21 protein-coding genes are annotated in these 24,405 nt (G+C 40.1%); 17 read left to right on the forward strand and 4 right to left on the reverse strand.

Translation table 11 applies throughout. The annotated features are described in order from the left end of the window. Positions 1-82 precede the first annotated feature (82 nt). The 5 genes from BM380_RS01475 to BM380_RS01495 all read left to right on the forward strand — a co-directional run bounded on the left by BM380_RS01475 (position 83) and on the right by BM380_RS01495 (position 6,742). A complete protein-coding gene (locus BM380_RS01475) occupies positions 83-613 on the forward strand; it encodes a cell division protein ZapC domain-containing protein (protein WP_090492494.1) in 531 nt (176 codons plus the stop codon). A gap of 90 nt (positions 614-703) precedes the next feature. Next, entirely contained in the window at positions 704-2,821 is a 2,118-nt protein-coding gene (gene rlmKL, locus BM380_RS01480) for a bifunctional 23S rRNA (guanine(2069)-N(7))-methyltransferase RlmK/23S rRNA (guanine(2445)-N(2))-methyltransferase RlmL (RefSeq protein ID WP_090492496.1), read from the forward strand. Continuing rightward, on the forward strand, positions 2,814-3,053 hold the full coding sequence (locus tag BM380_RS01485; protein WP_090492498.1) for a glutaredoxin family protein: 240 nt from the start codon (positions 2,814-2,816) through the stop codon (positions 3,051-3,053). Before rlmKL ends, BM380_RS01485 begins: the two co-directional genes overlap by 8 nt. 15 nt (positions 3,054-3,068) lie before the next feature. Further along, positions 3,069-4,982: an ATP-binding cassette ATPase Uup gene (locus BM380_RS01490; protein WP_024603048.1), complete on the forward strand. Its 1,914-nt coding sequence runs from the start codon at positions 3,069-3,071 to the stop codon at positions 4,980-4,982. 11 nt (positions 4,983-4,993) lie between these two features. Continuing rightward, positions 4,994-6,742: a DUF3466 family protein gene (locus BM380_RS01495; protein WP_090492500.1), complete on the forward strand. Its 1,749-nt coding sequence runs from the start codon at positions 4,994-4,996 to the stop codon at positions 6,740-6,742. A gap of 97 nt (positions 6,743-6,839) precedes the next feature. On the opposite strand, the gene BM380_RS01500 is transcribed toward BM380_RS01495, so the two are convergent. Next, entirely contained in the window at positions 6,840-7,346 is a 507-nt protein-coding gene (locus BM380_RS01500) for a DUF2062 domain-containing protein (protein WP_024603046.1), read from the reverse strand. Between BM380_RS01500 and BM380_RS01505 the strand changes: the two genes are divergently transcribed. The 7 genes from BM380_RS01505 to tcdA are packed head-to-tail and all read left to right on the forward strand — an operon-like array spanning position 7,326 to position 14,786. Beyond that, a complete protein-coding gene (locus tag BM380_RS01505) occupies positions 7,326-9,593 on the forward strand; it encodes a DNA internalization-related competence protein ComEC/Rec2 (protein ID WP_090492502.1) in 2,268 nt (755 codons plus the stop codon). The two genes, BM380_RS01500 and BM380_RS01505, sit on opposite strands and share 21 nt — an antisense overlap. A 60-nt stretch (positions 9,594-9,653) precedes the next feature. Further along, entirely contained in the window at positions 9,654-11,399 is a 1,746-nt protein-coding gene (gene msbA, locus BM380_RS01510) for a lipid A export permease/ATP-binding protein MsbA (RefSeq protein ID WP_013465021.1), read from the forward strand. Next, entirely contained in the window at positions 11,396-12,376 is a 981-nt protein-coding gene (gene lpxK, locus BM380_RS01515; RefSeq protein WP_090492505.1) for a tetraacyldisaccharide 4'-kinase, read from the forward strand. Before msbA ends, lpxK begins: the two co-directional genes overlap by 4 nt. Continuing rightward, positions 12,366-12,563, forward strand: a complete 198-nt coding sequence (locus tag BM380_RS01520; RefSeq protein ID WP_008112074.1) for a Trm112 family protein — start codon at positions 12,366-12,368, stop codon at positions 12,561-12,563. The genes lpxK and BM380_RS01520 overlap by 11 nt, the downstream gene beginning before the upstream one ends. Next, positions 12,551-13,315 (forward strand): 3-deoxy-manno-octulosonate cytidylyltransferase, encoded by a 765-nt coding sequence (kdsB, locus tag BM380_RS01525; RefSeq protein WP_024603043.1) that lies wholly within the window; start codon positions 12,551-12,553, stop codon positions 13,313-13,315. Before BM380_RS01520 ends, kdsB begins: the two co-directional genes overlap by 13 nt. Beyond that, positions 13,308-13,988 carry a TIGR01621 family pseudouridine synthase gene (locus BM380_RS01530; protein ID WP_090492507.1) on the forward strand — a complete coding sequence of 227 codons (681 nt, stop codon included), beginning with the start codon at positions 13,308-13,310 and terminating at the stop codon, positions 13,986-13,988. Before kdsB ends, BM380_RS01530 begins: the two co-directional genes overlap by 8 nt. Next, entirely contained in the window at positions 13,989-14,786 is a 798-nt protein-coding gene (gene tcdA, locus BM380_RS01535; RefSeq protein WP_024603041.1) for a tRNA cyclic N6-threonylcarbamoyladenosine(37) synthase TcdA, read from the forward strand. It abuts the gene before it with no gap. A gap of 36 nt (positions 14,787-14,822) precedes the next feature. On the opposite strand, the gene BM380_RS01540 is transcribed toward tcdA, so the two are convergent. The 3 genes from BM380_RS01540 to BM380_RS01550 form a co-directional block, all read right to left on the reverse strand. Then, positions 14,823-15,239: a SufE family protein gene (locus tag BM380_RS01540; RefSeq protein ID WP_024603040.1), complete on the reverse strand. Its 417-nt coding sequence runs from the start codon at positions 15,237-15,239 to the stop codon at positions 14,823-14,825. Between the two features lie 12 nt (positions 15,240-15,251). Further along, positions 15,252-16,478, reverse strand: coding sequence for an aminotransferase class V-fold PLP-dependent enzyme (locus BM380_RS01545; RefSeq protein ID WP_090492509.1), 1,227 nt, complete (start codon positions 16,476-16,478; stop codon positions 15,252-15,254). Positions 16,479-16,589: 111 nt separating this feature from the next. Beyond that, complete coding sequence (locus BM380_RS01550) at positions 16,590-17,876, reverse strand: citrate synthase (protein ID WP_013465014.1); 1,287 nt, start codon at positions 17,874-17,876, stop codon at positions 16,590-16,592. A 406-nt stretch (positions 17,877-18,282) separates the two neighbouring features. Here BM380_RS01550 and sdhC point away from each other — a divergent pair, with 406 nt between their 5' ends. From sdhC to sucA, 5 genes are all read left to right on the forward strand, one after another. Continuing rightward, entirely contained in the window at positions 18,283-18,660 is a 378-nt protein-coding gene (gene sdhC, locus BM380_RS01555; RefSeq protein ID WP_076916082.1) for a succinate dehydrogenase, cytochrome b556 subunit, read from the forward strand. After that, positions 18,651-18,998, forward strand: coding sequence for a succinate dehydrogenase, hydrophobic membrane anchor protein (gene sdhD / locus BM380_RS01560; protein WP_013465012.1), 348 nt, complete (start codon positions 18,651-18,653; stop codon positions 18,996-18,998). Before sdhC ends, sdhD begins: the two co-directional genes overlap by 10 nt. Continuing rightward, on the forward strand, positions 18,999-20,771 hold the full coding sequence (gene sdhA / locus BM380_RS01565; protein ID WP_090492511.1) for a succinate dehydrogenase flavoprotein subunit: 1,773 nt from the start codon (positions 18,999-19,001) through the stop codon (positions 20,769-20,771). Between the two features lie 10 nt (positions 20,772-20,781). Beyond that, the gene (locus BM380_RS01570) at positions 20,782-21,498 is read left to right on the forward strand and encodes a succinate dehydrogenase iron-sulfur subunit (RefSeq protein ID WP_008112091.1); all 717 of its coding nucleotides are present in this window, start codon (positions 20,782-20,784) and stop codon (positions 21,496-21,498) included. Positions 21,499-21,585: 87 nt separating this feature from the next. Continuing rightward, positions 21,586-24,405 (forward strand): 2-oxoglutarate dehydrogenase E1 component, encoded by a 2,820-nt coding sequence (sucA, locus tag BM380_RS01575; RefSeq protein WP_024603038.1) that lies wholly within the window; start codon positions 21,586-21,588, stop codon positions 24,403-24,405.

Raw genomic sequence — 24,405 nt, forward strand, 5'->3', positions numbered from 1 at the left:
ACATTTTAAAAATGGTCAAAAGCAGCTATACTCTAAGCTTATTGTCTTATTTACATATTAAGTACTAGGAAGGGAGGAGCATATGTTACAAGCGTCAAAGCAATGGCAGTGGATAGTGTGTGCTAAAAAAAACCGCTTATTGCTAGATTTAAATGACGATTTGCAACTATGCACCCCTTATAAACTAAGGCAATTAACGGATTGCACCTTTAAAAACCCTTACTTTAGTTTAGAAGACGCCGCTTTTTATGAGCAGGTATATTATTACCTCGAGCAGTTTAACTTATGGAATCCTGCGCAATTATGTCAAATAGCGCTCAATGCCACCGCGGTTAAGTTTCAATTAAAGCCCGTTTTAGCTAAAAGTTGGTTTTTTAAAACTTACACGGGTACAACACCTAGTACTGAAGCCGTTATCAACTTGAGCTCTGAATCTCAAACTGGCGAGTTTTTAATTGTGGAGCATTGCCCTGATGCTTCTGTGTGTATTAATTTAAGCGAAACCTTTGCGCTTGACGATAATTTATCACTCTCACAGTTTGAAGTGATCCGCGTATTAAACAACCGTGTTCACCCGCTTATTATCTCACAGTACGATAGTCAAACCGCTTAATCTAATTTAGTTTTCCCACCGTGTTTATGGCGTATTTGTACGCAAACCTATGTTATAATCCCGCGCAATTAGCTATTAAGGGTTTTTACTTTGCAATTTATCGCACTTACTTCTATCGGAATCGAAAATTTATTGGTTGATGAACTTACAGAGCTTGGCGCTACGGTGTCAAAACAAACTGTGGGTTCTGTTCGCTTTGAGGCTGACTCATTGCTAGCGCAAAAGGTGTGTTTATCAACACGCTTTGCTACGCGTGTACTTATGCTTATTGAAGAAAAAGAAGGCGTAAATGACAAAGACAGCTTGTATAAATTTGCACGCTTACAACCTTGGCAAGAGTGGTTTGGGCCTACGCAAACCTTTGCTGTTGACTTTAATGGCACAAACGACTCGCTTAAAAATACCCAGTTTTCAGGGTTAGTGATTAAAGATGCGATTGTTGATTATTTTAATGATCTGTATGAACAGCGCCCAAATGTTGATAAGCAAGATGCCAATGTACGAGTGGTTGCACGTTTAAATCGCCATGGTGTTTCACTTTATATTGATTACTCTGGCCCGCGTTTATCAGAGCGTGGTTACCGTCAAGGTCAAGGTAAAGCACCAATTAAAGAACATTTAGCTGCAGCAATTATTAAGCGCAGTGGCTGGCTTGAAAATGTTAATCAGCCTTTATTTGATCCCTGTTGTGGTGCTGGTACTATTTTAATTGAAGCCGCTGGAATGGCGCGTAATGAAGCGCCAGGTCTATTTCGTGAAGGCTTTGCGTTTGAGCGTTTACCTAGCTTTAGAGTAGCAAAATTCAAAGAACTTAAAGAGCAGCTTTTAGCAAATATTACCGACCCTAAATTGTGGTTGATTGGCCATGATTACGACGCAAATGTCCTTGATAAAGCCATTGCCAATGCGCAGCGCGCAGAACTTGATACGGTAATTAAGTTTAAACAAAGCGATGCAACTAAATTGACTGCAGTTGCTAAATTGCCGGGTGTTGTTATTTCTAATTTACCTTACGGTGAGCGAATTGGCTCTATGGCTGAGCTGGTTAACTTACATCGCAGTTTAGGTGTTGGCTTTAAAAAACACTTCAACCACTGGAAACTAGCTTTATTAGGCATGGATGAAAGCTTGTTTAAACTGCTTAAATTGGTTAAGCAAAAACGTTATAAATTTAAAAATGGCCCACTTGATGTTGAATTAAACTTGTATCAACTTGATGACAAGCAAGTGAGTCTTACCACGGATGATAAACCGGCTTTAAACTTTGAAGGCTCAATGGCTTTTGCTAATCGCTTGAAAAAGAATAAGCAAGGCTTAAAAAATTGGCTTAAGCAAAATCAAGTACATGCCTATCGCGTGTATGATGCAGATATTCCTGAATATAACGTTGCGGTTGATATTTATGGTGATTCAGCGGTTATTTTTGAATACGCAGCACCAAAAGAAATTGATGAAAAAACCTCAGAAAAACGCTTGCAAGACGTTATTAGCTTAACAGCGCAACAATTGGATATTGCACCTGAAAACATTGCGGTAAAAGTACGTAAAAAGCAAAAAGGTGAAGAACAATATACCCCCATGGCTAAGCAAAACAGAACCATGGTGGTAGAGGAGTTTGGTGCTAAGTTTAAAGTTAACTTATTTGATTACTTAGACACCGGACTATTTTTAGATCACCGTCTTGCACGTCGTTACATTCAAGAAAATGCAAAAGATAAGCGCTTTTTAAATCTGTTTGCCTACACGGGAACAGCGTCGGTTCATGCTGCATTAGGCGGTGCAAAAGCGATTACTACCGTTGATTTATCTAAAACCTACCTAAAATGGGGGCAAGATAACTTTGCGCTTAACGATATTAGCAATACGCGTTATCGGTTTGAGCAAGCAGACTGTTTAAAATGGTTAGAGCATGCAAAAGGCCAATACGACTTGATCTTTTTAGACCCTCCAACATTTTCTAACTCTAAGCGAATGAAAGATGCGTTTGATGTACAAAATGATCACATTAAGCTGTTAACTTGGGTTAAAAAAATATTGAGCCCATCGGGTACGCTTATATTTTCTAACAATAAACGCGGCTTTGTGATGGACGAAGTAGGGTTAATGGGCTTAGGCTTAAAAGCGGAAAATATTTCAGAAAAAACCTTATCTCCCGATTTTAAACGTAATAAAAAAATTCATAATAGCTGGTTAATTAAACATGGCTAATTGGGTTTTATATCACACAGACGGTTGCCACTTGTGTGAGCAAGCTGAGCAACTGTTAAAACCGTTACTTTCATCAGCTGATGAATTACAACTTATTGATATTATGAGCGATGACTCATTAATTTTAGAGTATCAAATCAGTATTCCGGTTTTAAAAAATCAACAAGGCCAGCAATTGTTTTGGCCGTTTACTGCACCTCAGGCGCAGCAGTTTTTAGCGCAAGCAGAATAAGAGTAAAGATTAATTATGGATTTAATTAGAATTTCAAAAGCACAATTAGCCTACGGTACGCACCCATTATTAGATAATGCCGATGCGGTTATAGAAAGCGGCGAACGTGTGTGTATTGTAGGGCGTAACGGTGCGGGTAAATCAACGCTTCTAAAAGTCTTAGATGGCCAAGTAATACTCGATGACGGCGAAATAAACCAAGTCGGTAGTTTAAAAATATCGCGTTTAGAACAAGATCCGCCTAAAGGGGCAAGCGGTACTGTATTTGATTATGTTGCCCAAGGTATGCCGGAAATTGCTAACTTACTGATTGATTTTCATCATGTAAGTACACAATTGCAAACAGATTGTACTGATCAGTTACTCAATAAATTAGAGCGCTTATCAAATAAGTTAGAAGCAGCTGATGGCTGGCGTTTTGATAGCCGTATTCAACTGGTTTTAACCCAACTAGAATTAACCCCCGATGCAAAACTAGAATCACTTTCTGGTGGTTGGTTACGTAAAGTTGCACTTGCGCGTGCGCTAGTGAGCGAGCCTGATTTATTATTACTCGATGAGCCTACCAACCACTTAGATATGACAAGTGTAATGTGGTTAGAGCAATTTTTAAAAGAGTTTAAAGGCGGGATTGTATTTATATCGCATGACCGTGCTTTTATTCGCGCCGTTGCAACACGTATTTTAGATTTAGATCGCGGTAAACTAATTTCTTATCCAGGTGATTATGCCACTTACTTAGAACAAAAAGCGCATGATTTAAAAGTGGAAGAAACGCAAAATGCATTGTTCGATAAGCGTTTAGCAGAAGAAGAAGCGTGGATCCGCCAAGGTGTTAAAGCGCGTCGTACGCGTAACGAAGGGCGAGTTCGTGAGCTTAAACAATTACGTAATGAGCGTAAAAAACGCGTTGATCAAGTAGGCAAAACCGATTTCAATATTGAAACGGCTGATCGTTCAGGTAAATTAGTGTTTGAAGCGAAACACTTAAACCATGCATTTAAAGATAAAATCATTGCTGATGACTTCTCTACTTTGGTTATGCGTGGTGATCGTATTGGATTAGTCGGCCCTAACGGCATTGGTAAAACAACACTATTAAAATTACTATTTGGTGATTTAAAAGCTGACAGTGGCGAAATAAAGCAAGGTGTTAATCTAGAGTTTGCTTATTTTGATCAGTACCGTGAAAAGCTTGATGAAGAAGCGACCGTTCAAGATAACGTGGCTGAGGGTAAGCAAGAAGTGATGATGGGCGGGCGTTCTCGTCATGTATTAGGTTATTTACAAGACTTTTTGTTCCCGCCAGCACGTGCTCGTACCCCCGTAAAAGCGCTCTCAGGTGGTGAAAAAAATAGATTACTTCTGGCTAAGTTATTCTTAAAGCCATCAAATATATTGGTTCTTGATGAGCCTACCAACGACTTAGACATAGAAACGTTAGAGTTACTAGAAGATATCATCAATCAATACCAAGGTACTGTGCTGATAGTTAGCCATGACCGTGAGTTTATTGATAATACGTGTTCGAGTGTATGGGCCTTTGAGGGTAACGGCAAGGTAACAGATATCGTTGGCGGTTACAGCGATTATGAAGCCTATACCAACTATTTAGCAGAGCAGCAAAAGCAGCAGCAACAGCAGCCAGTTAAAAAGGTTGAAAAATCTGAGCCGGCACCCGTTAAAAGTAATAACAAAGCAAATAAACTCTCTTACAAATTAAAACTTGAACTAGAGCAACTACCTAATAAAATGGAACAACTTGAAGCTGAGCTTGAAAAACAACAAGAACGAGTAAGTCACGAAGACTTTTTCAAGCAAGACAGTGATGTAACAGCTAAGGAATTGAACCATTTAGCCCAACTCGAGTCTGACCTTGAAGCCGCTTTTGAGCGTTGGGAAGAACTTGAAGAATTAAAGAATCAGTAGTAAGGAATAAAATGAAATATAAATTACTCGCGGCCAGTGTTTTAGCAACACTGAGTACATCGGCATTAAGTGCTACCTATGCGTTAACGGAGTTAGGTAACTTTGAAAACGCAAAACATACTTATGTTACCGATGTGAGTGAAAACGGACATGTCATTGGGCTTGCTAATGGCTTATACAATATCCCAATTGATATTAGTTATATTGATTTTACCGATAGTTTAATTAAGAACGCTTATACTAATGAAGTAAATTCATTTGAACTAAGTGACAAAGAAATTACGTTTACACTTGATGACATCGAAAACAACGACGCTATTTATACCAATGCTGATGCGCATACTTTTATGGTTCGTTTTTTGTCAAACTTATCTGCTAACTTTGAATATCAAAAAATTAGCTCAATTGTTGCTACAAATTACAACAGTGGTGTAATTACAGAGCAATCTTTGTTTGATGTGGCTTCGGTTGATTATGATGGGTTAACGCGATCGACCAGCAATTTTTATAATGCTGTTGCACAGGACGGTACGACCGTAGGTTGGGGCAGTGCACCGTTTGATAAAATCACTTTTACACCAGATGGTGAAACTGAAGAAGAAACTTGGTTTACCCGAGAGTTTATAGAACGTGGTATTTTAATTTCTGAAGGCGGTGTAGAAGTGCCGCTTGTTCCAGAATTTACTGAACATGGTGGGACGAGTAAAGCGTCTGATATTGTTGCCACTGACACGGGTTACGTTGTTGTTGGTAATGTATCAGTGAGTATCCCTTCAGAGAGACAAACCTTAATTGCTGATAATTGTGATGGTCTTGATGAACCACTGATGGCCTGTGTTGAGTCTTATAATAGTGGAAGAAATAGCCGTAGTCGTGGTGTGTTTAATAAAACAGCGGTTAAGTGGACACTAGACAGTGCCTATAATGTAACCTCAACAGAATTGTTAGGTTTAGCGCTGACACCAAAAGAAGATGAAGACAGTAACCCATTTATTAGTAATGCATTAGCGGTTAATAAAAATGGCGTTGCGGTCGGTTTCTCAGATACTCGTGATATCGATAATGAGAATAGAATTTTCAGTATGCCATCTTATTTTAAAGATGGTGAGGTGGTTGACTTTATTGATCAAAAAGGTGATTGGCAGGGTGGTAAAGCATTTGCTATTAACGATAATGATATTGTTGTAGGTTATGCGACAAAGCCTATTGAACGCAACTTTCGCAATAAACTTTTTTACCATGATATAAATACAAACACGACTGTGTTTCCAGAAGATTACTTTTTAAGTTCAAGCTCATATGCAAATGACATTAATAATCAAGGCTACATTGTTGGTGAAGGTGAAATTGGTGAGTCTGAGAACACCCGCCGTTCAGAAGCCTTTATTTATAAAATTGGCGATGACAAGATCACTAACCTAAATAAATTACTGCCTTGTTATGACAGTGATGGTGAAACCAGTTTCAGCTATAAAATGGTAGAAGCTAAATCGATTAATGAAAACAACGAAGTATTTGGTGTTGCGACTAAAACAGTTGAAAAACGAAATTCATTGGGCGGAGTTGTTACCGATGTAAATGGTAATATTGAATATGAAAGTGTAGCCGTTGCGGTAAAACTTTCGCCTATCCCTAATGGTGAAGTTGAGAATTGTAAAGCCCCAGATGCTGAATTTTACGAACGCAGTTCTGCGAGTTTTTCTTGGTTTGGTTTATTATTACTACCACTTGTTGGTTTAAGACGTGTATTTAGATTTTAAATGAGCTTAAATCGTTAAACAGAACGACTAAAAAACCCAACTTGTTAAGTTGGGTTTTTTTTGTCTATAGTAATGTAAGCATTTAAAGGAAGAGAGGCTAATTATTTCTCATTCCCCATGCCCGCCTTACAGAGCGGCGCCACATTAGATCTATTCCAAAGTAGCCAATAACACTGGCGATAGAGGCGCATACCAAAGAACCGACTAAGAATGCAGGGCCAATTGTCGTTAAGCTTTCTATAAACCATGCCCAACTGGCTTCGAACGCAAAGTGTTGTTCTGGTTGATTAAGTACTAATGTACCAACAAGGTAGGAGCCGTAAAAAATTGGCGGCATAGTCAGTGGATTAGTGATCCATACTAGCGCAACAGAAATGGGTAAATTAACTCTCAAAATTATCGCTGCGGCAGCCGCGAGCACCATTTGAAAAGGAACAGGGATGAAAGCAAAAAAAAGCCCAACAGCAAAAGCACCTCGTGCCGAACGTCTATTTAAATGCCAAAGGTTAGCATCATGTAAAAGACGGCCAAATATTCTTAGCGATTTGTGATGTCTAATTTTATTTGGATCGGGTAAAAACCGTTGGATCGTTTTTTTAGCCATTTAAAGCAACCATTTACTTCTGTGTGGATGAGTCTTGGGTTTGTTATCGGAGTTGTTGTTACCGTATTTTATTACCAAACCCTTGAATTTACAGTTATCACAATTTCAATCCTCATTGTGAGCACGTATTTTAAGCCGTTTTTAACTGTATTGTTAGGCTTTATTTGCGGTATTTGCTGTGTAGCGGCACATTTTATCTTGTTTTATTCATTTGAATTACCTAATGAGCACGAAAAATATGCTTATTCAGTCAATGTTGTTGTCGAAGAGGTTATTTCTTCAACACCTCCACAATACGTAAAAGTGAAAATAACCCGTTTGGAAGATAGCGAATATAGTCAGTTTAGAGCACCTAATGCCTTATTAAGTATTAATTCAACACAACCTATTCAGCCAGGTGATGCTTTTACTGCTCAAGTTAGGTTAAAAAATTTTAGGGGGATTAAAAATTTTACTGTGTTCGACAGTCAACTCTATGCCTTTACACAAAAAATAGCGTTTAAAGGCACAGTATTAAATAAGCAGTTAGCGATTTACAACCGCCCACAAAATAATCATATCGCGGATTATCGGACTTATGTCAAAAAGCTCGTAAGTAGTGCTGAGCTTAATTGGCTATATTATGTGCTCTTAACCGGAGACAAGTCGTTAATGACCTTTGAGCATAAACAATTAATGCAAAGTCTTGGGTTAAGTCATTTACTGGCTATTTCTGGATTGCATATCTCTTTGGTTTTCGGCTTTTGTTATTTTTCAGTGCGCTGTTTACTTAAGTTGATTAAGCCTGAACTAAATCAATCATTAAATATTGCTATTTTTTATAGCGCTGCTGGCTTTGTTGCCGCTTTTATTTATGTTTACTTGAGTGATTTCATTATTTCGGCAACCCGCGCCTTAATTATGTTGGGTTGTTATTTGTTGCTTTATTATTTAGCGAAGCAAGCGCTTAGATGGCGAAGTATTTTATATGCGTTGGTTATTATTCTAGCGGTTAATCCATTTAGTTTGCTTAATCCTGGCCTGTATTTTTCCTTTTTAGCGGTATGTATTATTTTTATGGTTTTAAAACAGTTTCCGCTGCGAGGTCATTCATTGTTAGCCAATATTCGCACTCTTTTTGTTATTCAACTGGGATTATTTATTGGCTTATTACCGCTGTCATTATACTTTTTTAATGGCGTGAGTTTAGCAGGTTTAGTTTTAAATCTTGTCGCTATTCCCATTTTATCTTTTGTATTAATGCCTGCTTTATTTTTAAGTGTGTTGCTGGGGTTATTAACCGACTGGCATGCGTTTATTGTGTTGTATGATTTTCCACTGACCTATATTTATCAAATGTTGCTGGCTATACCGCAGCACATACGTTGGCTTAATGTTGGTCAGGTAAGTATAACCACTGTGGTGCTGCTTTATAGTGTCGTTCCTTTACTTTATTTTATTGAGCTTCGCGTACTGGCGTGTATTCCGCTTTTGACTCTACTGTCTAATTATTACTTTACGCAATCTAGCCTTTGGCAGTTGAACGTATTTGATATAGGCCATGGCCTTATGGTACTGATAAAAAAAGATAAGCATGCGTTTATTTATGATTTTGGCCCGAGTTACTTTAATCGCTTTAGTCGTGTGCCTAGTGTATTACTACCCTATATTGACGCCCATAATCTAACGGTAAGTACCGCGATTGTCAGTCATCAAGATAACGATCATGCCGGAGGTGTTGCGCATTTTAAAGCGGCCGGTTATGCATGGAGTTTTGATTATTTTCATCCAAATGGTGTATATAACGACTGTATAGCAACAACACGCGATTTTAATGGGTTGAGTATTCAAACCTTTGCTAAAGAGGAATTTAATAATAGTAATGATAATTCCTGTATCGTTAAAATCTCAGCTGCAAACTATAGTGTGCTACTTACCGGTGACATATCAAAAACGCGAGAGTCGCAATTAATTAAAAAGAAAGATGATTTACAAAGTACCGTTTTGATAAGCCCACACCACGGCAGTGACAGCTCCTCGGGTGACGAGTTTATTAAGGCAGTAAACCCAACGATTGTGATTCATTCAAGTGCCTATCAAGGTCAGTGGCAATTTCCAAGTAAAGCGGTAGTTGAGCGTTACAATAAAATAAACGCCAAACAATATAGCACCGGTGATGTAGGACATGTTAGGGTTGATTTTTATGCTAAGCACCATGAGCTTACTACAGCGAGGGCGCAGGAAAGTTATTGGTTTATCAAAGATTGACGTTTTGTTTTGCTGTTGCTAAGGATACAATAGAGGCTGTCAGTGGTTTTAGAGAGTGTTATGGATCAAAGTACTACACAAATTTATAAACGGCTTGTTTCTTACGTTGGTGCCTATAAGTCGGTTGCCATCGTCGCAATTATTGGAATGATAGGTTATTCAGGTATGGATGCATTATTCATCCAACTGATGAAGCCGTTTATTGATGAAGGTTTAAATGAGCGTAATAGTCAGGTACTTACTTATGCGCCATTTGTGGTTATTGCGTTGGTGATCGGGCGTGGCGTATTTAATTTTATGTCATCGTACTGTTTAAGCTATGTTGGTTCGCAGGTAGTGCGTGCGCTTCGCCAAGAACTATTTGAGCATATATTACATTTGCCAGTATCGTTTCATGATAAAAACTCGACTGGCGACCTTATTTCAAAAATTACCTTTGATACAGAGCAAGTACAGCAAGCGATTACCAAAGCATTGCTTATTGTAGTTCGTGAAGGCGCTTTTGTGGTGTTTTTACTTGCAGTTATGTTTTATACCAGCTGGCAATTATCGTTAATCTTTTTAGTTATTATTCCATTAGTGGCTATTATAGTGGCGGTGGTATCTAAACGTTTTCGTCATATATCTAAAAATATTCAGTCTGCGATGGGGCAAGTTACCCGCAGCTCAGAGCAAATGCTCAGTGGTCACAAAGTGATCCACGGCTTTGGTGGTCAAACTCAAGAAATCGATCAATTTTCTAAAATTAATAATCATAATCGCCAGCAACGTATCAAAATGGATGCGACTAAGGCGTTAAGTGTCTCTATCATTCAAATTTTAGCCGCCAGTGCAATGGCCGTTATTTTATGGGTGGTGTCTATGCCCTCAATGATAGACAGTATTAGCTCTGGGGATTTTGTAGTGCTCATTTCTTCGATGATGATGTTACTACGCCCGTTAAAACAGCTTGCCAATGTGAACAGCGATTTACAACGCGGTATTTCAGCTGCGCAGAGTGTATTTTTAGTGCTAGATGAAGAAATAGAAAAGGACACAGGCACCTTATCGGTTGATAAAGTTAAAGGTCATATTGAGGTAAAAAATGTCACCTTTAAATACCCAACCAAAGACGAGCCGGTATTAAATAATTTGTCTATGACTATTAAAGCGGGCGAGAGCATTGCGCTTGTTGGCCGCTCAGGCTCGGGTAAATCCACCATATCAAACTTATTACCTCGCTATTATGATTTAGAAGCGCCCAGTGAAATATTACTGGATGGTATTGCTTTAAATGAATATAAGCTCACCGATTTACGTCGTCAATTTGCTTTAGTATCGCAGCAAGTGGTGCTTTTTAATGACACGATTGCAAATAATATCTGTTATGGCCTCCAACGCGATGTATCGATGGAAGAGCTTCATGCTGTGGCTAAACAAGCTCATGTCTGGGAGTTTGTTAAAGATTTACCGGAACAACTTAACACTATGGTTGGTGAGAATGGAGTGATGCTTTCAGGTGGTCAGCGTCAACGTATCGCGATTGCTCGCGCAATATTAAAAGATGCACCAATTTTAATTTTAGATGAAGCGACCTCGGCGCTGGATACTGAATCAGAAAAACTCATTCAACATGCCCTCGATACATTAATGAAAGACAAAACGTCTATTGTAATTGCGCATAGGTTATCGACTATTGAAAATAGTGACCGCATTTATGTAATAGACAGTGGTCAAGTTATTGAAAGTGGTACCCATACAGATTTACTTGCTAACGATGGCACTTATTCTGCGTTATGCAAAATGCAGTTTGGTGAGCAAGGGTGAGTAAAATAGAGCAAAGCTGGTATAAACCTTTTAGCTTAATTACGTTATTGCTATTACCACTGTCCGCTATTTTTGGCTGTATTTCTTTGCTACGTAGATATTGCTATAAGTTCGGCTTTTTTAAATCGTTTATCAGCAAAACACCGGTTATTGTGGTTGGTAATATAAGCGTTGGCGGTAATGGTAAAACGCCGTTTGTATTGTGGCTTTATGATTATTTAACTGCTAAAGGCTTATCTGTTGGTTTAATTAGTCGAGGTTACGGCGGGCAAGCAACTCATTACCCGTTATTGGTTACTGCACAAACGACTACACGAGAGGCTGGTGATGAGCCGGTGCTTTTATTTAATCGTTTACAGTGCCCATTAGTGGTTGGCCCTAATAGGCAACACAATATAGAAAAGCTCAACGCAAACTTTAAGCTTGATGTGATCATTTCTGATGATGGCATGCAGCATTACAAAATGGCACGCAGCATAGAATGTTGTATTGTTGATAGCGAAAGAAAATTTGGTAATGGTTTGCTAATGCCCGCAGGGCCACTGCGCGAAACCGTCTCTCGATTAAAGAGCGTAGACGTAGTAATTGAAAATGGCTCTGAGGATGAGTTTAGTTATCGCTTGCAGCCATCGGTTATTAAACGCGTTGCCGATAACACGGATATAGCGACGCCTTTAAAGGCTGCGCATGCGGTGAGTGCTATTGGTAACCCAGGTCGTTTTGAGGCTTCACTGCAAGCACAGGGTATTAAATTACTGTCTACACATCATTTTCGCGATCATTATGCTTATAGCGCTGATGATTTCGCTCAATTTGGCGATGACTGTGTATTAATGACAGAAAAAGATGCGGTTAAATGCCGTGATTTTGCAAAACCTAATTGGTATTACCTGCCTGTTGATGCTCAACCAACAGCGGCGGTAATAAACACATTAAATTTACTATTAAAAGAAAAAGGGATCCATCATGGCCTTTGATACAAAGTTACTCGAAATTATTGCTTGCCCTGTGTGTAAAGGTAAGTTGCGCTTTGATAAAGAAAACCAAGAGCTGATCAGTACAGCTGCAAAGCTTGCTTACCCGGTACGCGATGATATTCCGGTATTACTTGAAAATGAAGCCCGAGAATTGTCTCTTGAAGAGGTAGAAAAGTGGAATTCGTAGTTGTTATTCCTGCGCGTTACGCTTCTACTCGTTTGCCAGGTAAACCACTTGCTGATATTTGTGGCAAGCCAATGATCCAACATGTCTATGAAAAAGCGTGTTTGTCGGGAGCGAGTAAAGTGGTTATTGCCACCGATCATCAAAAAGTATTTGATGCGGCTAAACACTTTACCAATGATGTATTGATGACTCGAGAAGATCATCAATCAGGGACTGAACGGTTAGCAGAAGTCGTTGATTTACTAAATTTATCAGAAGATACTATCGTGGTTAATGTGCAGGGCGATGAACCATTATTATCCCCTGATAACGTGTCACAAGTGGCTACATTATTAGCGCAATCAACCGCGCCTATGGCAACCCTCAGTGTTGCCATTGAAGAGCGTGATGAGGTGTTTAACCCTAACGCGGTTAAAGTGGTCAGCGATATCAATAAAAATGCCTTATATTTTTCAAGAGCCAGCATTCCATTTGATAGAAGTGCCATGATGGCAGAGCAGCAACCACTTAATTTAGCGCCTTTTCAACGCCATGTGGGTATTTACGCGTATCGCGCAGGGTTTATAAAGCAATATATTCAATTATCGGTATCACCATTAGAAGTTTTAGAATCACTAGAGCAGCTAAGGGTGCTTTACCATGGCTATGCGATTAAAATAGAGCAAGCGCTGGTGACCCCTCATGCTGGGGTTGATACACCAGAGGATTTAGCTAAAGTCGTTGCGCATATTCAAAGTAAAGCGCGTGAATAAAGCAGATACGCCTGTGTTAAAGGTGCAATACACGCACGATGATTTTTATATTATAACTAAACCTGCAGGGCTTAATTTTCATTCAGAAGAAAGCCCTGGTTTTGTGGTTCTTGCTGAGCAACAACTAAACGAAAAATTGTTTGCGGTTCATCGTCTAGACAAAGTGACTTCAGGGCTGATCATATTAGCGCGGCATAAAGACGCTGCGGCAAAGTTTACCCAGATGTTTACTGAGCATACTATTAATAAATTTTATTTAGCTGTAAGTGATTCTAAGCCTAAAAAAAAGCAAGGTTGGGTTAAAGGAGACATGGCGAAGTCACGTCGGGGTACTTTTAAATTATTAAACTCGCAAATAAACCCCGCTATTACGCGGTTTTATTCATTTAGTTTTAAAAGTGGTTTTAGAGCTTACCTATTAAAACCCTATTCGGGTAAAACCCATCAGCTCAGAGTTGCTTTAAAGAGTTTGGGTGCCCCCATAATGGGTGATGCAAGTTATGCAGGCAGCCCTGCAGAGCGTACCTATTTACATGCATTTTCGCTGGATTTTTTATGGAAAGGGCAAAAAATACAACATACCCTGTTGCCAGAATCTGGTGAAGAGTATGCGCAATTGATTAAACATCAAGATTTTAATTCTTGGCAAACGCCGTGGAAACTGGATTGGTAAATGAGTGAACAAGTAACTGATATCCGCTTTGGTGGTATTAAACGTCTGTATGGTCAACAGCAATTTGAGTGGTTACAGCAAGCACATTTTTGTGTTGTGGGTATTGGTGGTGTAGGCAGTTGGACTGCTGAAGCACTAGCGCGTACCGGCGTAGGTAAAATCACCTTAATTGATTTAGATGATATTTGTGCAACTAATGTAAATCGTCAAATTCATGCCTTAACAGGCACAATAGGAGAAGCTAAAGTTGAGGCGATGAAAACTCGCTGCAAGCTTATCAACCCTGAGTGTGTGGTGAATGTGATTGATGACTTTATTAGCCTTGATAATATTCAAGAACATATTCAAGGTTTTGATTATGTAATAGATTGTATTGATGCGGTTAAAGAAAAAGCGGCGTTAATAGCTCACTGTAAACGTAATAAAATGCCTATAATTACAACTGGCGGTGCAGGTGGTCAAACCGATCCGAGTCAAATTACTTTTGGCGATGTGGCAAAAACCACTCAAGATCCATTACTTGCAAAAGTGCGTTACATTTTGCGTAAACAATATAATTTCAGTTCAAACCCAAAACGTAAATTTAATATTGACTGTGTATATTCCACTGAACAGCTTGTTTACCCAGGTAGTGACGGCAGTGTGTGTCATGCGAAGCAAAATGCTGATGGCAGTATGAACATGGATTGTAATAATGGCTTTGGCTCAGTGACGATGATCACCGGTAGTTTTGGTTTTTTTGTTGCCGCTAAAGCGGTTCGAAAATACTTAGACAAGCGTGCGCGTCTAAATACTTAGATAAAGTGTTTTGGTTTAATAGTATTTAAAAAGCGCTTAAAGCGCTTTTTGTTTGGCCATGGTTTGTATTGTTTCAACCATGGCTTTTACTCCATTACCCCTTGACGCACTCAAATGACTGATTAAGCCAAGCTTTTCAAATTCATCATAAGCATTTACTGCTAACACTTCTTCGGGTGTTAAACCGTTATACAGGGCTAAAATTAACGCCAATAAGCCTTTTACTATGCGAGTATCAGAGTCTCCAATTACAACCAGTGCATTCTCGGTTAGGTCAAACTCAACAAACATCCATACTTTACTCTCACAGCCTGGCACTAACGCATCATCTGTTTTTAATATATCGGCTAAAGGTGGCAGCGTTTTACCGAGTAACATAATTTCACGGTACTTTTGTTGCCAGCTACTACTGCTTTGAATACTTTTAGTTACGAGTTGATATGTGTGTGTCATTATTTATCCAAATTAGTCTAATAAAGCAATGCATTCTTTGAGTGCGGCAATAAATTGGTCTACATCTTTAGTCGTATTATAAAAAGCAAAACTCGCTCTCAGTGAGCCATTTAGGTTTAAATGACTCATTAAAGGTTGGGTACAATGATGACCACTTCGTACAGCAACACCATAGCCGTCAAGTAAAGTTGACAGATCATAAGGATGTTCATTTTTATAATTAAAGCAAAGTGTGCCAATATTCGATTTGAGGTCGCTGTAGATAATAATACCGTCTATTTTGCCCAATGCGTTCGCTGCATAAATAAACAACTGCTGTTCATAGTGCTGTAATGTTTGCAGATCAAGCGCCATTAAATACTCAAGTGCAGCGCCAAAACCTAAAACGCCGGCTATATTTGGCGTTCCTGCTTCAAATTTAGCGGGAGCGTCACGATAAGTACTGTGCGTTAAGGTTACTTTCTCAATCATTTCACCGCCTGTTTGATAAGGCGATAGTGCATTAAGGGCTGTATAACGGCCATATAAACCGCCTAGCCCTGTCGGCCCCACCATTTTATGAGCAGAAAACACGTAAAAATCACAATCGAGCTTTTTTAAATCCGGTCTTAAATGCAGCGCCCCTTGTGCGCCATCCACTAAGGTTAGCGCACCTACCGCCTTCGCTGAGGCTATTAAGGGGGCTAAATCAGTAATATTGCCTAGTGCATTAGAGGCGTGAGTAATAGCCAGTAGTGCAGGGTTGGTGCGCTTAATCACTTCACAACACTGTGCTATATCAAATGTAGCATCTGCGTTAAGTGGTAAAGTTTTTAATGTTGCCCCGGTTTGCGCTGCCAGTTCTTGCCACGGCACGATATTAGCGTGGTGTTCGATTGGGCTAATTAAAATAGTGTCAGTAGCTGTTAATGTATTTCTTAAGCCATGAGCAACTAAGTTAATCGCTTCAGTGGCACCTTTGGTCCAGACTATTTCGCTACTGGTTACTTGAAAATAATCGGCAACGCGTTGACGTACTTGCTCATAAGCCGCTGTAGCTTGCTCACTCAGCGTATGACGTCCACGGTGAACATTTGCATTCTGTAAGGTGTAAAACTGTGTCGTAGCGTCAATCACGCATTGTGGTTTTTGTGTTGTTGCTGCTGAGTCTAAATAAACCAAAGGGTAGCCATTAATTGTCTGATTTAGAGTAGGAAAGTCATTACGGATTTTTTTAGGATCAAACGAGGACACAGACATAGGCTCATAAAGTTAATCAAGTGGGCAGGAATTGTAATCTGTTTAAGATAATTCTCAAGTAGCAGGTAATAAAAAAGGCCGCAGAGGCGGCCTTTTAAACTAACTTAATGCTTAGCGCTTGTCAGTTGCTTTATAATCACGGTGTGTTTCACCTGTGTAAAGCTGACGTGGACGGCTGATCTTATGACCAGGTTGAGAAAGCATCTCGTCCCAGTGTGAGATCCAACCTACAGTACGTGCCATTGCAAAGATTACAGTGAACATGCTGGTAGGGATGCCGATTGCTTTTAAGATAATACCTGAGTAGAAATCTACGTTAGGGTAAAGTTTCTTCTCAACAAAGTACGGGTCTTCAAGGGCAATTTGCTCTAGTTTCATTGCGATATCAAGTAATGGATCTTGAATGTTTAGCTCTGCTAACACTTCATGACATGTTTGACGCATTACTGTTGCACGAGGATCGAAGTTTTTGTAAACACGGTGTCCAAAGCCCATAAGACGGAACGGGTCCGCTTTATCTTTTGCTTTTGCTACGTATTCGTCAATGCGATCAACTGAGCCAATTTCTTCTAACATGTTTAAACATGCTTCGTTAGCACCGCCGTGAGCAGGGCCCCAAAGTGATGCAATACCCGCAGCAATACATGCATAAGGGTTAGCACCAGAAGAACCTGCTAAACGTACTGTAGAGGTTGATGCGTTTTGCTCATGGTCAGCATGAAGCATGAAGATTTTATCCATTGCTTTAGCTGTGACAGGGTTTACTTTGTATTCTTCAGCAGGCACAGAGAACATCATGTGTAAGAAGTTTTCTGCATAGCTTAAGTCATTGCGTGGGTATACAAATGGTTGACCGATGTTTGTTTTGTACGCCATTGCTGCAATTGTTGGTAACTTAGCAACTAATTTAATAGCGCTTGTTTTACGTTGAACTGCATCAGTGATATCCAGATCTTCATGGTAGAAAGAAGATAAAGCACCAACCACACCACATAACATCGCCATAGGGTGAGCGTCAAAACGGAAACCTTGGAAGAAGTTTGCGATTTTTTCATCTAGCATAGTGCTACGAGTGATTTTTGTAGCGAAATCATCGTATTGCTCTTTAGTTGGTAACTCACCATTTAATAGTAAGTAGCATAACTCAACGTAGTTAGAGCTTTCTGCTAACTGTTCGATTGGGTAACCACGGTGTAATAAAACACCCTTGCCACCATCGATGTAAGTGATGGTAGATTCACAAGAACCAGTCGACATGAAACCTGGGTCATAAGTAAAGTGACCATGTGAGCCGAGTGTACGTACGTCAATTACATCTTGGCCAGCAGTACCTTGATAAATTGGAAGTTCGATTGGATCTAGCCCATCAATATGGACCGTGGCTTTCTTATCTGCCATCTATGTATCTCCTATTAAGATAACTATTCTGATTTTTATATTCTAAAATCTATTCTAAGCACATCTTTACATTTTAACGTGAAAGAGGGGTATAAAGTCAATTTTTATAAGTATTATGCACATATGTATAATAAATATTCGGTATAGATTGAATATTATACCATTGGCTAATTCGCAAACGACTCAAAGTAAACAAGAATTGTAAAAGAGTCTCCGGCTATATATACTAACGGAGGTTTTTAACCAATTTGTATTTGGGTAAACTTTTTTTTACATAATAATTTTCATAAAAAGTGAACTTTATTAGTATCAATACGTTTATTTTGATAGTTCCACCAGAAACATTTGGTGGGTTTTAGAAAAACAAGTAGATGAGCCCCACTGCGGGCAAGATGGGCAAGTAACTGTGAAAAAGCAAAGACCTGTAAATCTAGATCTAACAACTATATCTATGCCGGCAACGGCTAAAGCTTCAATTTTTCACCGCGTCACCGGTGTTGCATTATTTTTTGCTTTAACGTTTGTCATTTGGGCTTGGTCAGAGTCTCTTTCTTCAGCTGAAGGTTTTGAATTCGTCAAGAGTCTGTTTAACGGATTCATTGCCAAATTTATAGCTTGGGGCACCCTTTCTGTATTGGGTTATCACCTTATCGGTGGTATCCGTCACATTATTATGGATATGGGGCATTGGGAAGAACTTGAATCAGGCAATACTAGCGCTAAAATTGCGATGGCACTTGGCGTTGTGTTTGCTGTATTGGCAGGGGTGTGGATATGGTCTTAAATCAAGCAACTCTTAAACGTGATGGCGTACAAGATTTTGTATCTTTACGCACAACGGCATTAATAATCAGCGCGTATGCAATCTTTATTATTGGCTATTTTTTAGCAATGCCAGAAGTCACATATGAAGCCTGGACAGGCCTATTCTCAAACCTAGCAATGAAAGGGGCAACGTTAATCACCCTAGTTTGCATTATGGTTCATACCCGTATCGGCCTTTGGCAGGTTCTTACCGACTATGTAAAGAACGCTAAATTGCGTGCTTTTTTAGGCTTTGTACTAAACCTAATGGCTGTTGCTTACGTAGCTGTGGGTTTAATCGTTTTATGGGGTGTTTAAGTGAAATATTCTGTTCGTGAATTTGACGCCGTAGTAATTGGTGCCGGTGGTGCAGGTATGCGCGCTGCTCTTGCTATTACTGAATCTGGCAAAACATGTGCGCTAATCTCTAAAGTTTTCCCGACACGCTCACACACTGTATCTGCTCAAGGCGGTATTACAGTCGCGTTAGGTAACTCGCATGAAGATAACTGGGAATGGCATATGTATGATACCGTTAAAGGTTCCGATTTTATCGGTGACCAAGACGCTATCGAATACATGTGTCAAACTGGCCCAGAAGCTATTACTGAATTAGAAAACATGGGCTTACCATTTTCGCGTTTTGAAAATGGCCGTGTTTACCAACGTCCTTTCGGTGGTCAATCGAAAAACTTTGGTGGTGAACAGGCTGCGCGTACTGCAGCAGCAGCTGACCGTACGGGTCATGCATTATTACACCTTCTTTATCAACAAAACGTTAAAAACAAAACCAATGTATTCTCAGAATGGTATGCACTTGATTTAGTTAAAAACGATAATGACGATGTAGTAGGCTGTACAGCGATTGAAATTGAAACAGGTGAAATCACCTTCTTCAAATCAAAAGCAGTTGTGTTAGCGACAGGTGGTGCAGGTCGTATTTTCGCATCAACAACCAATGCTCACATTAATACCGGTGACGGTGTTGGTATGGCTGCACGTGCTGGTATTTCTATGCAAGACATGGAAATGTGGCAGTTCCACCCGACAGGTATAGCTGGCGCTGGTACGCTAGTAACTGAAGGTTGTCGTGGTGAAGGTGGTTATCTTTTAAATAAAGATGGCGAACGCTTCATGGAACGTTACGCACCAAATGCTAAAGATTTAGCGTCTCGTGACGTTGTTGCTCGTTCAATGATGACAGAAATTCGTGAAGGTCGTGGTTGTGATGGTCCTTGGGGTCCTCACCTTAAGTTGAAACTTGACCACTTAGGCGAAGAAACGCTTAACTTACGTCTTCCAGGTGTATGTGATCTTGCTAAAACATTTGCTCACGTTGACCCTGCAAAAGAACCGATTCCAGTTATCCCAACATGTCACTACATGATGGGTGGTGTGCCAACAAACGTAAATGGTCAAGTACTTAATATCGATGCTGCTGGCAACGAAAAAGTAGTACAAGGTTTATTTGCTGTTGGTGAGATTGCCTGTGTATCTGTACATGGTGCTAACCGCTTAGGTGGTAACTCATTACTTGATTTAGTTGTATTTGGCCGTGCAGCAGGTAACTTCTTAGGTAAATACCTAAATGACGTTGAAATTTCTAAAGCGGCTTCAGAGTCTGACCTAGAAGCGTCTCTTGCGCGCTTTAACCGTTGGGAAAACTCAACAGCTGGTCAAGGCGAAGACCCAGTTCAAATCAAGAAAGACCTACAACAATGTATGCAGCTTAACTTCTCGGTATTCCGTGAAGGTGACTCAATGGCTACAGGTCTTACTGAACTTAAAGAAATCCGTGAACGTTTACAGCACGCGCGTCTTGATGACAAATCATCAGACTTTAACACCATGCGTATTGAATGTTTAGAACTAGACAACTTAATGGAAACAGCTTACTCAACTGCAGTAGCTGCAAACTTCCGTACTGAAAGCCGTGGCGCACACTCTCGCTTTGACTTCCCAGATCGTGATGACGAAAACTGGTTATGTCACTCAGTATTTAATCCGGTAACGGATGAAATGAGCAAGCGTAAAGTAAACTACGAGCCTAAAACACGTGAAGCTTTCCCACCTAAAGCACGTACCTACTAGGAGCGAGACGATGGCACAAGTACAATTTTCAGTTTATCGTTACAATCCGGATGTTGATAACGCACCTCGTATGCAAGATTACACTTTGCAAACTGAGGAAGGCCAAGACATGATGGTATTGGATGCACTTTTACTATTAAAAGAGCAAGATCCTACACTATCGTTTCGTCGTTCATGCCGTGAAGGCGTGTGTGGTTCAGACGGCGTAAACATGAATGGTAAGAACGGTTTAGCATGTATTACTCCTTTATCTACGCTGCAAAAAAATGGCAAAGGTAAAATCGTAGTGCGTCCATTACCTGGTCTTCCTGTTGTTCGAGACCTTGTTATTGACATGAGTCAGTTCTACACTCAATACGAAAAAGTAAAACCGTATCTAATTAATGATGAGCCTGCTGCAGGTGAACGTCTTCAATCTATCGAAGAACGTGATAAATTAGATGGGCTTTACGAGTGTATTTTATGTGCATGTTGTTCTACATCGTGTCCTTCTTTCTGGTGGAATCCAGATAAGTTTATAGGTCCAGCAGGCCTTCTTCATGCTTACCGTTTCTTAGCTGATAGCCGAGACACAGCAACAGAAGAGCGTTTAGCTGACTTAGACGATGCATTCAGTGTGTTCCGTTGCCACAGTATCATGAACTGTGTTAGCGTTTGTCCTAAGGGTCTTAATCCGACCAAAGCAATTGGACAAATAAAATCTATGTTATTAAACCGCTCGGTTTAATTTCTAGTAGACGAAAGATGGCTAATAATTTATTAGCCATCTTGTTATATAACTATTAATTTCTGCGCTAAAAAAAAGGGCTTATAAATGCACGAAGGTGTGATGAAGGCATGGCTAGAATCTTCACATTTAAACGGCGGTAACGTTGCTTATGTTGAAGAGCTTTATGAAGCGTATTTAGACGATGCGACTTCGGTGCCAGAAGAATGGCGAGAAGTGTTCGAACAGTTACCAAAAGTAGATGGTGTGGATGTTGAAGTAAAACATTCAGAAGTTCGTTCACAATTTGCGGCGCTTGCTAAAAACAAGCATAGAGAAGTAGTGGTAGCAGAGGGCAGTGGTGGCGACCTTAAACAGGTTAAAGTACTGCAACTTATTAATGCTTTCCGTTTTCGTGGACACCAAAATGCAAACCTAGATCCACTAGGTATTTGGCAACGAGAACGTGTACGAGATTTAGAGCTAGAGTACCACGACTTATCGGATGCTGACTTTGACCGCGAATTTAACGTAGGATCGTTTGCCGTTGGCCGCGATACTATGCCTTTAGGTGAGTTATACCAAGCACTAAAAACCACTTACTGTGGTTCTATTGGCGCCGAGTATATGCACATCACATCAACAGAAGAAAAGCGTTGGTTACAACAGCGTTTAGAGTCTGTTCAGTCTAGGCCAAAATTTGATAAAAATGAAAAGCTACGAATCCTCAAGGGATTAACAGCGGCTGATGGTCTTGAAAAATATTTAGGGGCTAAGTTCCCGGGTGCTAAGCGTTTCTCACTTGAAGGTGGCGATGCGTTAGTGCCTATGTTAAAAGAGCTTATTCACCGTGCCGGTGAAAGTGGCCAAAAAGAAGCCGTTATTGGTATGGCTCACCGTGGTCGCTTAAATGTTCTTGTTAATGTGCTAGGCAAAAATCCATCAGAACTTTTTGATGAGTTTGCTGGCAAGCACAAAGAAACGTTAAGCTCAGGTGATGTTAAATACCACATGGGTTATTCATCAGATTTCGCGACTAAAGGTGGCAACGTGCACATGGCACTTGCGTTTAACCCGTCGCATTTAGAAATCGTAAATCCGGTGGTTATGGGCTCTGTGCGTGCACGTCTTGATCGTCTTAATGACAAAACAGGCAGCAAAGCACTTCCAATCACTATCCACGGCGACTCAGCAATTGCAGGTCAGGGTGTTGTTCAAGAAACGTTTAACTTATCGCAAACTAATGCATTTAGTTGTGGCGGAAGTATCCGTATTGTTGTTAATAACCAAGTTGGTTTTACAACAAGTAAAAAAGACGATGTACGCTCAACTGATTACTGTACTGATATCGCAAAAATGGTTCAATCGCCAATTTTCCACGTAAACTCTGATGATCCTGAAGCGGTTGCTTTTGTAACTCAACTCGCGCTTGATTTTAGAAATCAGTTTAAACGTGACGTTGTGATTGACCTTGTTTGTTACCGTCGCCATGGTCATAACGAAGCTGATGAGCCTAACGCTACACAGCCAATTATGTACCAAAAAATTAAAAAACACCCAGTACCTCGTTTAATCTACGCGGATCAGCTGATTTCTGAAGGTTCTTTCACAGAAGATGAAGTGAAAGCGCTTGCTGATGATTACCGTAATGGTTTAGACGATGGCAACTGTGTAGTTGAAGAAATACAGCCAGAAACATCACACTCTTCAGATTGGGCTAAGTATGTAGGCCATGAATGGAGTGTTGATTACGATGCTAGCGTTTCGGTAGAAAAGCTTAAAGAACTTGGTAACATAGTTGCAAGTTACCCAGAAGAGTACAAAGCACAATCTCGTGTTAAAAAAATATACGATGATCGTAAAGCAATGGCTGCTGGCGAAAAACCACTTGATTGGGGTATGGCAGAAACTTTAGCGTATGCAACTATTGCAGCTGAAGGCACTGATATTCGTCTAACTGGACAAGATTCAGGTCGTGGTACCTTCTTCCACCGTCATGCGGTTGTTCATAGTCAAAAAGATGGTGCAACGTATTTACCATTACAGAACCTTAGTGAAGATCAAGGTACGTTTGAAGTGTTCGACTCAGTGCTGTCTGAAGAAGCGGTATTAGCATTTGAATATGGTTATGCAACTGCAGAGCCGACTTCATTAGTATTGTGGGAAGCACAATTTGGTGATTTCGCTAATGGTGCACAGGTGGTATTTGACCAGTTCTTAAGTTCAGGTGAGCAAAAGTGGGGTCGCTTATGTGGCTTAACGTGTTTGTTACCTCATGGCTATGAAGGTCAGGGTCCAGAGCACAGCTCGGCTCGTCTAGAACGCTTTTTACAGCTTTGTGCTGATCACAACATGCAAGTATGTGTGCCATCAACACCGGCGCAAGTGTACGCAATGTTACGTCGTCAATCAGTTAGACCACTGCGTCGTCCACTGATTGTAATGACACCTAAATCATTGCTACGTCATCCACTTGCAACGTCATCGCTAGAAGAGCTTTCTGAGGGTGTATTCCACAACATCATTGATGAAATTGATGAGATTGATGCTAAGAAAGTAGAACGTGTTGTATTTTGTAGCGGCAAAGTTTACTACGAACTATTACAAGAGCGTCGTAAACTTGAGCAAGACAATATTGCAATCGTTCGTGTTGAGCAGCTTTACCCGTTCCCACATGACGAAATGAAAGCAATTATTGAACGCTACCAGCACGTTACTGATTTTGTGTGGTGTCAGGAAGAGCCGCAAAACCAAGGCGCTTGGTACTGCTCACAACATCACTTTGTTGATGCAATTCCTCAAGGTGCAAAATTGAAATATGCAGGTCGTAAGGCGTCAGCATCTCCTGCATGTGGATATATGTCAGTACATACTAAAGAACAACAAGCGCTCGTTGCCGACGCGCTTACTATAGAAAAGAAAGGATAA

It is taken from the genome of Pseudoalteromonas sp. DSM 26666 (genome assembly GCF_900116475.1).
GTDB classification, from domain to species: Bacteria; Pseudomonadota; Gammaproteobacteria; order Enterobacterales; family Alteromonadaceae; genus Pseudoalteromonas; species Pseudoalteromonas tetraodonis.

Excerpts from the sequence above, each read along its gene's own strand:
- BM380_RS01495 (WP_090492500.1), top strand. The coding sequence starts at position 4,994 with ATGAAATATAAATTACTCGCGGCCAGTGTTTTAGCAACACTGAGTACA.
- BM380_RS01545 (WP_090492509.1), bottom strand. The coding sequence starts at position 16,478 with ATGTCTGTGTCCTCGTTTGATCCTAAAAAAATCCGTAATGACTTTCCT.
- BM380_RS01570 (WP_008112091.1), top strand. The coding sequence starts at position 20,782 with ATGGCACAAGTACAATTTTCAGTTTATCGTTACAATCCGGATGTTGAT.
- sdhD (WP_013465012.1), top strand. The coding sequence starts at position 18,651 with ATGGTCTTAAATCAAGCAACTCTTAAACGTGATGGCGTACAAGATTTT.
- BM380_RS01485 (WP_090492498.1), top strand. The coding sequence starts at position 2,814 with ATGGCTAATTGGGTTTTATATCACACAGACGGTTGCCACTTGTGTGAG.
- tcdA (WP_024603041.1), top strand. The coding sequence starts at position 13,989 with ATGAGTGAACAAGTAACTGATATCCGCTTTGGTGGTATTAAACGTCTG.
- BM380_RS01490 (WP_024603048.1), top strand. The coding sequence starts at position 3,069 with ATGGATTTAATTAGAATTTCAAAAGCACAATTAGCCTACGGTACGCAC.
- BM380_RS01550 (WP_013465014.1), bottom strand. The coding sequence starts at position 17,876 with ATGGCAGATAAGAAAGCCACGGTCCATATTGATGGGCTAGATCCAATC.
- BM380_RS01540 (WP_024603040.1), bottom strand. The coding sequence starts at position 15,239 with ATGACACACACATATCAACTCGTAACTAAAAGTATTCAAAGCAGTAGT.
- BM380_RS01500 (WP_024603046.1), bottom strand. The coding sequence starts at position 7,346 with ATGGCTAAAAAAACGATCCAACGGTTTTTACCCGATCCAAATAAAATT.
- BM380_RS01520 (WP_008112074.1), top strand. The coding sequence starts at position 12,366 with ATGGCCTTTGATACAAAGTTACTCGAAATTATTGCTTGCCCTGTGTGT.
- BM380_RS01475 (WP_090492494.1), top strand. The coding sequence starts at position 83 with ATGTTACAAGCGTCAAAGCAATGGCAGTGGATAGTGTGTGCTAAAAAA.
- sucA (WP_024603038.1), top strand. The coding sequence starts at position 21,586 with ATGCACGAAGGTGTGATGAAGGCATGGCTAGAATCTTCACATTTAAAC.
- msbA (WP_013465021.1), top strand. The coding sequence starts at position 9,654 with ATGGATCAAAGTACTACACAAATTTATAAACGGCTTGTTTCTTACGTT.